The organism is Variovorax sp. Root318D1, assembly GCF_001424835.1.
GTDB lineage: Bacteria > Pseudomonadota > Gammaproteobacteria > Burkholderiales > Burkholderiaceae_C > Variovorax.
This window is the reverse complement of sequence record NZ_LMCQ01000001.1, coordinates 339,446-351,254: the sequence shown is the minus strand read 5'-3', so window position 1 is coordinate 351,254 and position 11,809 is coordinate 339,446. Positions and strand designations below refer to the sequence as shown.

Annotated in this window: 13 protein-coding genes; 8 read left to right on the top strand and 5 right to left on the bottom strand. The window is 66.3% G+C overall.

Going from position 1 to position 11,809, the window contains the following annotated elements:
• The first annotated feature begins 77 nt into the window (after positions 1-77).
• A complete protein-coding gene (locus ASC78_RS01605; RefSeq protein WP_055795487.1) occupies positions 78-392 on the top strand; it encodes an NIPSNAP family protein in 315 nt (104 codons plus the stop codon).
• A gap of 22 nt (positions 393-414) precedes the next feature.
• On the opposite strand, the gene ASC78_RS01600 is transcribed toward ASC78_RS01605, so the two are convergent.
• The 4 genes from ASC78_RS01600 to ASC78_RS01585 all read right to left on the bottom strand — a co-directional run bounded on the left by ASC78_RS01600 (position 415) and on the right by ASC78_RS01585 (position 4,359).
• On the bottom strand, positions 415-1,371 hold the full coding sequence (locus ASC78_RS01600; RefSeq protein WP_055795485.1) for a Bug family tripartite tricarboxylate transporter substrate binding protein: 957 nt from the start codon (positions 1,369-1,371) through the stop codon (positions 415-417).
• 32 nt (positions 1,372-1,403) lie between these two features.
• The gene (locus tag ASC78_RS01595) at positions 1,404-1,610 is read right to left on the bottom strand and encodes a DUF2783 domain-containing protein (protein WP_055795483.1); all 207 of its coding nucleotides are present in this window, start codon (positions 1,608-1,610) and stop codon (positions 1,404-1,406) included.
• Positions 1,611-1,622: 12 nt separating this feature from the next.
• Positions 1,623-3,260, bottom strand: a complete 1,638-nt coding sequence (locus ASC78_RS01590; protein ID WP_055795482.1) for an FAD-dependent oxidoreductase — start codon at positions 3,258-3,260, stop codon at positions 1,623-1,625.
• A gap of 139 nt (positions 3,261-3,399) precedes the next feature.
• The gene (locus ASC78_RS01585) at positions 3,400-4,359 is read right to left on the bottom strand and encodes an MBL fold metallo-hydrolase (protein WP_055795479.1); all 960 of its coding nucleotides are present in this window, start codon (positions 4,357-4,359) and stop codon (positions 3,400-3,402) included.
• Between the two features lie 196 nt (positions 4,360-4,555).
• On the opposite strand from ASC78_RS01585, the gene ASC78_RS01580 reads away from it, so the two are divergent.
• A complete protein-coding gene (locus ASC78_RS01580) occupies positions 4,556-5,368 on the top strand; it encodes an IclR family transcriptional regulator (protein WP_055795477.1) in 813 nt (270 codons plus the stop codon).
• 28 nt (positions 5,369-5,396) lie between these two features.
• Here the strand turns inward: ASC78_RS01580 and ASC78_RS01575 are convergent, their stop codons facing one another.
• Positions 5,397-6,311, bottom strand: a complete 915-nt coding sequence (locus ASC78_RS01575; protein ID WP_055795935.1) for a LysR family transcriptional regulator — start codon at positions 6,309-6,311, stop codon at positions 5,397-5,399.
• A 129-nt stretch (positions 6,312-6,440) separates the two neighbouring features.
• On the opposite strand from ASC78_RS01575, the gene ASC78_RS01570 reads away from it, so the two are divergent.
• The 6 genes from ASC78_RS01570 to ASC78_RS01545 all read left to right on the top strand — a co-directional run bounded on the left by ASC78_RS01570 (position 6,441) and on the right by ASC78_RS01545 (position 11,745).
• The gene (locus ASC78_RS01570; protein ID WP_055795474.1) at positions 6,441-7,706 is read left to right on the top strand and encodes an aromatic ring-hydroxylating dioxygenase subunit alpha; all 1,266 of its coding nucleotides are present in this window, start codon (positions 6,441-6,443) and stop codon (positions 7,704-7,706) included.
• A gap of 1 nt (position 7,707) precedes the next feature.
• A complete protein-coding gene (locus tag ASC78_RS01565; RefSeq protein ID WP_055795472.1) occupies positions 7,708-8,178 on the top strand; it encodes an aromatic-ring-hydroxylating dioxygenase subunit beta in 471 nt (156 codons plus the stop codon).
• 8 nt (positions 8,179-8,186) lie between these two features.
• Positions 8,187-8,504, top strand: coding sequence for a non-heme iron oxygenase ferredoxin subunit (locus ASC78_RS01560; protein ID WP_055795470.1), 318 nt, complete (start codon positions 8,187-8,189; stop codon positions 8,502-8,504).
• A 34-nt stretch (positions 8,505-8,538) separates the two neighbouring features.
• Positions 8,539-9,756: an NAD(P)/FAD-dependent oxidoreductase gene (locus ASC78_RS01555; protein WP_055795468.1), complete on the top strand. Its 1,218-nt coding sequence runs from the start codon at positions 8,539-8,541 to the stop codon at positions 9,754-9,756.
• A 50-nt stretch (positions 9,757-9,806) separates the two neighbouring features.
• The gene (locus tag ASC78_RS01550; RefSeq protein WP_055795466.1) at positions 9,807-10,511 is read left to right on the top strand and encodes a fumarylacetoacetate hydrolase family protein; all 705 of its coding nucleotides are present in this window, start codon (positions 9,807-9,809) and stop codon (positions 10,509-10,511) included.
• Positions 10,512-10,608: 97 nt separating this feature from the next.
• Positions 10,609-11,745 carry a cupin domain-containing protein gene (locus ASC78_RS01545; RefSeq protein WP_055795464.1) on the top strand — a complete coding sequence of 379 codons (1,137 nt, stop codon included), beginning with the start codon at positions 10,609-10,611 and terminating at the stop codon, positions 11,743-11,745.
• The last annotated feature ends 64 nt before the right edge of the window (positions 11,746-11,809 follow it).

Sequence of the window (11,809 nt, the reverse complement as noted above, 5' to 3'; positions counted from 1 at the left end):
GCCGCGATGCGCCATCGATTGCCCGCCAAGCGCTCAGGTGCTTCAATGTCGCTCTTGCTATGACGAAGGAGACTTCTATGGCCTACGAAGCGCGATATGTCCTGCGACCCAGCCCCGGAGCCGACCTCGAGGCCATCATGGACGCCGTGAAAGCGGGCGCGGCGCTCTGGAAGAAGCATGGCGCACCCAGCCCTCAGCTTTGGAGCGTGGTCGCAGGCGAACTGGGCAACTATGTTCTGACCGTGCAGTTCGAGAACGCGGCGGAATACGCGAAGGTCACCGATCCGCTGTCGGCCGATCCCGAATTCCGCCGCTGGCAAGCGAACAACGTCCAGTCCGGCGCGTTCACGTGGGTGCGCAGCAACCTCATGCGCGAGCTCCCTCTGCCATAGACGTTCGTGCCAGGCTGGAACCTCAATCGATCCTGATGCCGTTCGCCTTGATGAGGCCGCCCCAACGTTCGCGTTCGTCCTTGACATACCTGGCCATGTCGTTCGGCGTGCCCGGCAGCCCTTCCACGCCCAGCGCCTGGAAACGTGCCTGCACCGCCGTCGAATTCAGCGCGTCGACCAGCGCCTTGTTGAGCTTTGCCACCGTGTCGGCGGGCGTGCCGCTCGGCACGGCAAGCCCCTGCCATGCATAGGCCTCGAAATCGCTCAGCCCTTGTTCGGCCAGCGTCGGCACGTCGGGCAAGGTCGCGATGCGCTTGGCGCTTGCGACACCGATCGCCTTGACCTTGCCCGCCAGCACGAACTGATTGCCGCTGGCCGTGTCGACCATCATGAAAGGCACCTGGCCGCCGAGGATGTCCTGCATCGCGGGCGCGGCGCCGCGGTAGGCGACATGCGTCATCGTCACGCCGGTTTTTTCGCGCAGCAACTCGGTGGCCAGATGGTGCGGACTTCCGGCACCGGCCGAGGCGTAGTTCACACCGCCGGGTTGCGCCTTGGCCCAGGCGATGAATTCCTTGAAGTTCTTTGCCGGCACCTGGGGGCCGACCACCAGAACGAGCGGAAAACGCGCCAGCATGCCGACCGGCGTGAGGTCCTTCTCGGCGTTGTAGCTGAGCTTGGAAAACAGGAACGGGTTGGCTGCGAGCGTTGCGAAGTCGGCCGTCAGCATGACACTGCCGTAGTCCTTCGAGCGGGCCACATAGTCGGCAGCGATGTTGGTCGCCGCGCCTGGCTTGTTGTTGATGACGACGGGCCGGGCCAGGCTCTTTGACATCGCCTCGGCCGTGGCGCGTGCGACGGAGTCGGAGCCGCCGCCTGCGGCGTAGCCGACCACCCATTCGATGGGCTTGGTGTCTTGCGCAATGGCGAGATGGGTGGTTGCGGCCAATGCGAGGCCGGTCAGGAAAAGGCGAATCATGGGTTTTGTCTCCGGTGGTTGTGACTGGTAGTTCAGCTGCGTGTTGCGGCGGCGAAGGCCTCGCGCAGCACAGGCAGCGATCCGATGTGATTGGCCAGGACGAGCGCCAGCCGCGCATTGAAGGCGTGGCTTTCGTCCGTGGAAAGGCCCTGGTGCGCCTCGATCAGTGCCTCGTAGAAATCGTCCGGTGCATCGATGTTCGGTGCGGTCGTCAGGTGCGCGGTGGTGGCTTGCGGCATGGCAGGAATCCTTCAGGCGTTGCGGCAAATCGCGCGATCGAGCGCGGCACGCACGATGCCGGCGTCGGCCCGGCGCCATCGCGCGCACACGTGCTGGTCGGGGCGCAGCAGGTAGACCGTGCCGTCCCGCGCGTCATAACGCCGAGTCGCCATCGCGTGAGCCTCATCGATCGGAATGCGCACCGTCGCGATGGGTACGCCTGCGGCGGTGCCGGCTTCGGTTACGGCGCGCTCCGCGCGGTCCGCCGTCTCGCCATCGCCGAACACCACCGCCGTGAACGTAGAGCGCCCTGCTTCCCGCAGCAGCCAGCCCGCCTTGCCATCGGCGCGGATCACTGGCGCGTCCGCCGCCACGGCGCCCGGCACCATGCCCCCTTCGAAAGCGTCGGTGTCCAGCGTGTTCAATGCCGAGGTGCGCAGCGTGGCCGGCACGGACAGCCGGCCGCTGTTGACCAGGGTGCGCGCAAAGGCATGTGACTTCGCGAGCTCCAGCACCGCGTCCCGGAACAATCTGCTGATCTCGCTCTTGGGCGTGATGAAGTCGGTGGCGCGCGTCGAGTTGAGGATGTTCTCGTCGGCCGCGTATTCGCGTTCGTGGCCATAGCTGTCGAGCAGCGCGTCGGGCGCCTGGCGCCGCAGGACCGCGGCCAGCTTCCACGCCAGGTTCTCGGCATCCTGCACGCCCGAGTTGGCGCCGCGGGCGCCGAACGGAGAAACGCCGTGCGCCGAATCGCCCGCGAAGAACACCCGGCCCTGCCGAAACCGATCCATCCGCAGGCACGAGAAGGTATAGACGCTCGCCCATTCGAGATCGAACTGCGCGTCTTCGCCCAAGAGCGCCTTGACGCGGGGAATGATCCTCTCGGGCTTCTTCTCTTCTTCCGGGTCGGCGTCCCAGCCGAGCTGGAAGTCGATGCGCCAGACGTTGTCGGGCTGCATGTGCAGCAGCACGCTCTGGTTGCGGTGGAATTCGGGGTCGAACCAGAACCAGCGTTCGGCCGGCCGGTCGAGCTTCATCTTCACGTCGGCAATGAGGAAGCGGTCCTTGAACTGGCGGCCCTTGCTCTCCAGCCCCAGCAACCCGCGCATGCTCGAACGGCTCCCATCGCAGGCCGCGACATGATCAGCCTCGAGCTGGTACGCCCCGTCGGGGGTCTCGATCGTCAGCTCGACGTGGTCTGCGTGCTGCACCACGCCCGTGACCTTGTTCTTCCAACGCAGATCGATCAGCGGCAACTCGGACACGCGTTCGGCCAGAAAACCTTCCACGTAATACTGCTGCAGGTTGATGAAGGCGGGGCGCGCATGGCCCGCTTCCGGCAACAGGTCGAAGCTGTAGATCTCCTCGCTCTTGAAGAACACGCGGCCGACGTTCCAGGACACGCCCTTGTCGACCATGCGCTCGCCACATCCGAGCCGATCGAAGATCTCCAGCGTGCGCTTCGCGAAGCAGATGGCGCGGGAGCCGGTGGACAGCGTGTTGTCGTTGTCCAGAAGGACCACCGGAATCTGGTGCTGAGCCAGATCGATGGCCAGCGCCAACCCCACCGGGCCTGCGCCGACGACGACCACGGGGCGGCGCACCGGCGCCGCGGCGTCCTGGTCGGGATGGCGCTTGTAGTCGAAGCGCAGGCTTTGGTAGTCGATCACGTGTTGTCTCCGTGTCCTTGTCTTCTGTATTGCTCCTTCCCCCGCTGGGGGAAGGCTGGGATGGGGGCTGACAGCGCTCGAATCTGGCGCTCTGCCTGCCCCCACCCCAACCTCCCCCGGAGGGGAGGGAGCAAGACGATCAGCCTTCGAGGGTCTTCCACATCTCGACGTCGCGCTCGGCCGTCCAGATGCGCGGATCCGGGTACTGGGTGGCTTCGTCGTAGCAGCGCGTCACGTCGAACGGCATGCAGTGGTCGAAGATGACCCAGTGGCCGTACTTGGGCTTGAGCTGAGCGAAGGTGTCCTGGTAGACCGCATGGAGGTCCTTGCCCGCGGCCACGCCGGCTTCGACGCAGGCGCGCACGTCGGCGATGAAATCGCCGGTGGCCTTGAGGCCGGCTGCGACCTGTTCTTCGCCCGACAGCGCGGGGCCGCGGCCCGGAACCAGCGCGGCGGGCTTGAGCGCCGCGATGTTCGCGAGCGTCTGCGGCCAATCCTTGAAATACGCATCCCCTGCGTAGGGCGTGGCATCGAACTCGACCAGGTCGCCGCTGAGCAGCACGCGGTCCTGCGGCAGCCAGACCACGGTGTCGCCCTTGGTGTGGCCGCGGCCGAGCTGCAGCAGTTGCACCTCGAGCTTGCCGAGCCACAGCGTCATCTTGCCGGTGAAGGTCATGGTGGGCCAGGTCAGGCCCGGCGGCACCGTCTCGACGTTCTGGAACAGGCGCGGAAAGCGGCCGATCTCGCTGGCCTTGTCTTGCTCTCCGCGCTCGACGATCAGGTCGCGGGTGTCCTGGCTCGAGATGATCTGCTGCGGCGCGAAGCCGCTCGCGCCCAGCACACGCACCGCGTGATAGTGCGTGAGCACCACGTACTTGATCGGCTTGTCGGTCACCTCGCGGATGCGCCTGACCACGTCTTGCGCCATGGCCGGCGTGGCTTGGGTGTCGGCTACCAGCACGGCGTCGTCACCGATCACGATGCCGGTGTTCGGGTCGCCCTCGGCGGTATAGGCCCAGGCGTGTTCCGAGAGCCTCGTGAAGCTGATCTGCTTTTCTTCGAGGTCGGCTTGGGAGGCGAATTTCTTGGCGGTGTTCATGCGGGGGCTCCTTCGGATCGGTATTTGTCTAAACCAAATGCATTTGCAGTATGCAACGCAAATTTGTTTATGGCAAACTGATTTGCCGAAATGGATTTGCGGACTTTCCCTAGGTCGATCGGCCACGCCAGGCGGTTTGCACGTGCAGATCTCGTCGTTGGCGGCGAACTAGACTTCCAGCAACTTGAAAGGTGATATGCGAGACAGCCATCCCGAAGAAGCCGCGAAGGAAGACAAGGCGCAGCGGGCCGTCCAGGCGATCGAGGTGGGGGGGCGATTGCTGCTTGCGCTGGCCGACAGCCAGACGCCCCTGACGCTCAGGGACCTCTCGAGCCGATCCGGTCTTCCCGCTTCACGCGCCCACCCGTACCTGGTGAGCTTCGGCAAGCTCGGGTTGATCGAACAGGAAGCCGAAACCGGCCGCTATGCGCTCGGCCCGGCCGCGTTGCAGCTGGGACTGACGTGCCTGCACCAGCTGGACCCCGTCCGGGTCGTGCTGCCCATCGCGCAGCAGCTGGCGGCGTCCACCGGCCACGCGGTGGCGGTGGCCATCTGGGGCAATTTCGGGCCGACGATCATCCGGATGATCGAGGCGCGCGAACCGCTGCACGTCTCGATGCGCGCCGGCACCGTGATGTCGATCCTCGGCACGGCCACCGGCCGCGCGTTTGCGGCCGTGCTGCCCGCCGAGCGCATCGAGAAGGCCATGGCGGTGGCGCTCGGCGATCCGGAAGACCGGAAAGCACCGCTGCTGAAGCCGAAGACCAGGGAACTGCGCGAGGCTGTGGCGGAGCTCCGCGACCACGGCGTCACACGCGCCGAGGGAAAGCCGATTCCCGGCGTCAACGCTTTCAGCGCCCCTGTCCTCGATCACGACGGCGAACCCGTGATCGTGATCACGGCGCTGGGGCATCAGGACAGTTTCTCAGCCGACTGGAACTCCAGTGCCGCGTCAGCCGTTCGCCATGCGGCCGCAGAAGCATCCAGCCGCCTTGGGTGGCGCGCTTGAGTCCGGCACCCTCGCTGTCGGCCTGAACTCAGGCGGAAGCGCCCTCCCCGTGCAGCCGGACGATCAAGGCACGCATCCAGGCCACGGCGGGATCGCGGTGAAACCGCCCATGCCAGAACAGGCTGATCGCGATCTCCGGCAGCTTGGCGGGATGGCGGACATATGACAAGCCAAAGGGCCCGGCCAGCGCTTGAGCGAGCCGCTCGGGGACGGTGGCCACCAGGTCGGAGTCGTGCAGGATGTGCCCGACCGCCACATAGTGCGGCACGGTCAGCACGACCTTGCGATCGATCTTCTTGCGGCTGAGAAGCTCGTCGGCCTTGCCGTGGCCGGTTCCCTCCGACACCACGACCACGTGGTCGGCCTGCGAGAACTCGGCCAGCGAAATCTGCCGCTTGTCCAGCGCGTGGCCGCTGCGAAACATGCAGACGTAGTGCTGCTTGAACAATCGCCGCTGGAAATAACCGCTCTTGAGCTGCGGCAGCAAGCCGATGGCAAGCGTGACGTGACCCGACTCCATCTCGTCCTGCAGATTGACCGCCGTGTTGCGCACGGTGCTGAGCGAGAGGCCCGGCGCCACGCGCGCCAGCTCTTTCATGAGCTTGGGCAGGAAGTAGATCTCCCCGATGTCGGTCATGCCGATGGTGAAGGCGCGCGTCGAGGTGGCGGGATCGAACGAGCTGCGCTGGTTGATCGCGGCATGGATCGTTTGCAGCGCGCTCGCGGTCGGTGCGGCCAGCTGTTCGGCGAACGGCGTCGGTTCCATGCCCTTGGGCGTGCGAAGAAACAGGGGGTCGTCGGTCAGCTTGCGCAGGCGCGCCAGCGCGTTGCTCACGCCCGGCTGCGAAAGGCCGAGATTCGTCGCCACCTTCGACACACGTCGATCGATGAGCAGCTGGTTGAACACCACCAGCAGGTTGAGGTCGATGTCCTTGAGCTCCACGCCGGCTCCCATTCGCGAAATCTATATGAGGTATTCGGCACATTCTATTGAACGATGGGGCCGAACTGTCGATCATCGGGTACCACGAGACGAGCGGCGCATGCAACATGGCCGCACAGGAGACAACACATGGATGACACATCAGCAGTCTTTCCCCAGAAGATCCACTGGGAAGACAAGGGCACCAGCCGCATCCCCTTCATGGCCTACACCGAGGCCGACCAGCACCGGCGCGAGCTCGAGCGCCTGTTCTACCGCGGCCACTGGTGCTACGTGGGCCTGGAGGCCGAGATTCCGGAGGTCGGCGATTTCAAGCGCACCGTCGTCGGCGAACGCTCGGTGATCATGGTGCGGGATGCCGAGGACTCCATCAGCGTGGTGGAGAACGTGTGCGCGCACCGCGGCATGCAGTTCTGCCGCGAGCGGCACGGCAACCGCAAGGCCAGCGGCTTCACCTGCCCCTACCACCAGTGGAATTATTCGCTGGGCGGCGACCTGCAAGGCGTGCCCTTCCGGCGCGGCGTCAAGCAGGACGGCAAGGTCAACGGCGGGATGCCGGCCGACTTCAAGCCGGCCGACCACGGCCTCAACAAACTCAAGGTCGCGACCCGCGGCGGCGTGGTGTTCGCGTCCTTCGATGCGGACGTGGAGTCGCTCGAAGACTTCATGGGCCCGGAAATCCTGGGCTACTTCGACCGCCTGTTCAACGGCCGCAAGCTGACGATCCTCGGCTACAACCGCCAGCGCATTCCCGGCAACTGGAAGCTGATGCAGGAGAACATCAAGGACCCGTACCACCCGGGCCTCCTGCATACGTGGTTCGTCACCTTCGGGCTCTGGCGTGCGGACAACAAGTCGGAGCTCAAGATGGACAGCCATCATCGGCACGCCGCCATGATCTCGACCCGCGGCGCCAGCGGCAAGGCCAACGAAGTCACGCAGGTGTCGAGCTTCAAGGAAAGCATGAAGCTCAACGACGACCGCTTCCTGGACATCGTGCCCGAGCCGTGGTGGAAGGGCCCCACGGCGGTGATGATGACGCTGTTCCCGAGCGTGATCTTCCAGCAGCAGGTCAACAGCGTCTCGACCCGGCACATCCAGCCGAGCGGCCCCGGCGCCTTCGACTTCGTCTGGACGCACTTCGGCTTCGAGGACGACGAGGATGCGATGACACAGCGGCGGCTGCGCCAGGCCAACCTTTTCGGTCCGGCAGGCTTCGTCTCGGCCGACGACGGCGAGGTGATCGAGCTTTCGCAGAAAGGCTTCGAACAGAAGCCCTTCCACCGCACGCTTGCCGAACTCGGCGGCCGCGAGGTCGGCGACACGGACCACATGGTGACCGAGACGCTGATCCGGGGCATGTACGAGTACTGGCGCAAGGTCATGGAGGCTTGAGATGAACTTCCAGGACTACTTCGACCTGACCCAGCTCTACGCCCGCTATGCCCAGGCCGTGAGCTCCGGCGAATGGGAACTCTGGCCGGAGTTCTTCACGGACGACTGCAGCTACCGGCTGCAGCCGCGCGAGAACTACGACCGCGGCTTTCCGCTGGCCACGCTGTCGTTCGAGAGCAAAGGCATGCTGAAGGACCGGGTCTACGGCATTCGCGAGACCTTGTTCCACGACCCCTACTACCAGCGCCACGTCGTCGGAACGCCCCTCGTGCTGAAGGCCGAGGCGGACCGCTTCGAGTGCGAAGCCAACTACGCGGTGTTCCGCACCAAGCTGTCCGAACTCTCGAGCGTCTTCAGCGTGGGTCGCTACATCGACGTGGTCGTGCGCACCGAACAGGGACTGAAGTTCGCCTCGCGCCAGGTCATCTACGACAGCGAAATGATCCCCAACTCCGTCATCTATCCCCTCTGAGGCCAGCCATGAGCGAATTCCAATGGACCGACGCCGCAACCGTCGACGAGGTGCCCACCGATGATGTGGTCGGCATGGTGGTCGGCGGGCGCGACATCGCGCTGTACAACGTGGACGGCCAGATCTACGCGACCGACAACGTGTGCACCCACGGCCATGCGCGCCTGTGCGAGGGCTTCCTCGAAGGGCACGAGATCGAGTGCCCCCTGCACCAGGGCAAGTTCGACGTGCGCAACGGCAAGCCGACCTGCGCCCCCGTAACCGAGGCGATCCGCTCGTACCCCGTGAAGATCGACGCGGGCCGCGTGTTCCTCTCGCTGGACTGATGCCTCTCCTTTCTTCCATGGCCTTTTTGCACCCATGACCACCGAAACCATCGTCATCGTGGGCGCCGGCCAGGCCGGCGGCTGGGCCGCGCAGACGCTGCGCAGCGAGGGCTTCGCGGGCCGCGTGGTCCTGATCGGCGACGAGCCCCATCGTCCCTACGAGCGCCCGCCGCTGTCCAAGGCGGTGCTCTCCGGAGACGCCCACGCGGACACGACCCATCTGCTGAAACCGGAAGCCTTCGATGCACTCGGCATCGACTGGCGGCCGAACGTGGGCGCGACCTTCATCGACAGGGCGGCGAAGCAGCTTCGCCTCACGCGTGGAGAGCCCGTTGCCTACGACAAGCTCATCCTCTGCAACGGCGGACGGGCACGCCGCCTCACTATCCCGGGTGCGGATCTGCCCGGCGTGTTCACCCTGCGCAGCATCGAGGATGCGGCGGCGCTCGGTGCCGCGCTGTCTGCCGGCAAGCGGCTGCTCGTCGTCGGCGGCGGCTGGATCGGACTCGAGGTGGCCGCCACGGCCCGCAAGAAGGGCCTGGACGTCACCGTCGTGGAAGCGATGGGCCGGCTGTGCGAGCGCACCGTTCCGCCCGAAATTTCAGACTACCTGCTGCAGCTGCACACCGCGCACGGCGTCGATGTGCGCCTGGGCACGGGCATCGAGCGCCTGGCACAGAGCGCGCAAGGCGGCCTCATGGCGTCGTTCGGCGACGGAAGCGAGCTCGCGTGCGACGCGGTCCTCATCGGTGTCGGCCTCGTTCCCAACGACGAACTCGCCCGCGAGGCGGGCCTGGCGTGCGATGGCGGCGTGCTGGTCGATTCGCAATGCCGCTCGTCGGATCCCGACATCCTGGCCGCGGGCGACGTGGCGGCATGGCACTGCGAATGGGCCGGCCGGCGGATGCGGCTCGAGTCCTGGCAGAACGCCCAGGAGCAAGGCATCGCCGCCGCGCGCGCCGCGCTCGGCACCGCGGTGAACCATCAGCCGCTGCCCTGGTTCTGGTCGGACCAGTACGACGTCAACCTGCAGATCTTTGGCATGCCTGCGCCGGCGCATCGCGTAGTGCTGCGCGGCGACCAGAGCGCCGGCAGCTTCGTGATGTTCTTCCTCGACGGCGACAAGGTCGTCGCCGCGTTGGGCCCCAACTCTGCGCGCGACCTGCGCTTTGCGCGGCGCCTGATCGAGCGCCGCACCAGCGTCGATGCAGCCCAGCTCGCCGACCTTCAGGTGCCGCTCTCCAAGCTTTGACTTACGGATGCGCAACGCGCGTCCGCCCCGATCCACGCACTGCAAACATCATGACCACCACCTATCTCTGGACCCCTCCTCCGATCGCCTCGCTGCCCGTTCGCGGCAAGACGGAGCGCCTGCCCGTGAACCGGCTGTTCTTCGTCGGCCGCAACTACCACGCCCACGCCATCGAGATGGGCCGGCCGGTCGACAAGACGGTGGAGGTGCCGTTCTATTTCACGAAGAGCCTGCCGACGCTGGTGGAATCCGGCGCCACCGTGGCCTATCCGCCCGGCACGGCCAACTACCACTTCGAAATGGAGCTGGTGCTCGTCGTCGGAGCACCCGGTTTTCGCGTCGACCGCGCCGATGCGCACAAGCTGATCTACGGCTACGCCTGCGGCCTGGACATGACGCGGCGCGACCTGCAGCTCGTGGCCCGCGACAAGGGCCGGCCCTGGGACCTCGGCAAGGACGTGGAGCAGTCGTCGGTGGTGTCCGAGGTCGTCCCCATGGCCGGCACCGTGCTCGAGCAAGGCGCGCTGGCACTGAGCGTGAACGGCCAAGAGCGCCAGCGCTCCGATCTTTCCAAACTGATCTGGAACATCCCCGAGCTGATCGAGGACCTGTCGAAGTACTACCACCTGCAGCCCGGCGATCTGATCTTCACCGGGACACCCGAAGGCGTGGGCGCGCTCCGGCCTGGCGATCGCGTCGAAGGCAGCGTGGCCGGCGTGGGCGAGATCACGCTCACGGTCGGTCCGGCCGAGTGAAGCGCAAGCCGACGTAATCCGGCTCCCGACAAAACGACACAGCGGACAGAAGCGCCACGCGAGCGCTCGCTGCAGCGATCCCCACGAAGGAACTTCCATGACAGTCGACACCGTCCCCTCCCCCGTGCGCCTGAAGGCCGTCGCGGGTCCGGGCCAACCCGAACCCAGCCCCGCGCTCGAGCAGCTCTACCGGGGCTTCGAAAGCGAGCTGCTCGTTCCGCTGTGGACGGAGATCGGCGACCTGATGCCGCGGCACCCGCGCAGCAAGGCGGTGCCCCATCTGTGGCGCTGGGATCGCCTGGTCGAGCTGGCCAGCGAGGCGGGGCGCATCGTGCCCGTGGGCCGCGGCGGCGAGCGGCGCGCCATCGCACTGGCCAATCCGGCCCTCGGCGGCAGGCCGTTTGCCACGCCCACGCTGTGGGCCGCCATCCAGTACCTGATGCCGGGCGAGGACGCACCGGAGCACCGCCACTCGCAGCACGCGTTCCGCTTCGTTGTGGAAGGCGAAGGCGTGTGGACCGTGGTGAACGGCGATCCGGTGCGGATGTCGCGCGGCGACTTCCTGCCGCAAGCCGGGTGGAACTGGCATTCCCATCACAACGCGGCCACCGCGCCGATGGCGTGGATCGACGGGCTGGACATTCCGTTCTCGTACTACACGGAGTCGCAGTTCTTCGAATTCGGCCGCGAGCGCGTCAGCACGGTCGAGAAGGCCACGCCGGAGCGCTCGCGCTCGGAGCGCCTCTGGGGCCACCCGGGCCTGCGTCCGCTGTCGCAGCCGGAGGCGCCGACAGCAACGCCGCTCCTGGCCTACCGCTGGGTCGACACCGACCGCGCCCTGGCCGACCAGCTGGCGCTGGAGGATGAAGGCCATCCCGCCACATTGAGCCCTGGCCACGCCGCGGTTCGCTTCACGAACCCGAGCACCGGACGGGACGTGCTGCCCACGATGCGCACCGAGATGCACCGCATCAGGAATGGCGCGAGCACCGTGGTGCAGCGCGAGGTCGGCTCATCGGTCTACCAGGTGTTCGAAGGCAGCGGCACGGTGAAGGTGGGCGAGCAGCAATGGAGCGTCAAGCGCGGCGACATGTTCGTCGTGCCGTCGTGGCAGCCGTTCTCGGCCCATTGCGACGCGGCGAGCCACGGAACGCTCGATCTCTTCCGCTTCAGCGACGGACCGATCTTCGAAGCGCTGCACGCGCACCGAACGCAGGCGGGCGAGCTGGCGTAGCACGCTGCACGGCGCTCGGCCGGCCCCGCCGCCCTTGCAACCCTTTTTTTTATTTCATAAGCAC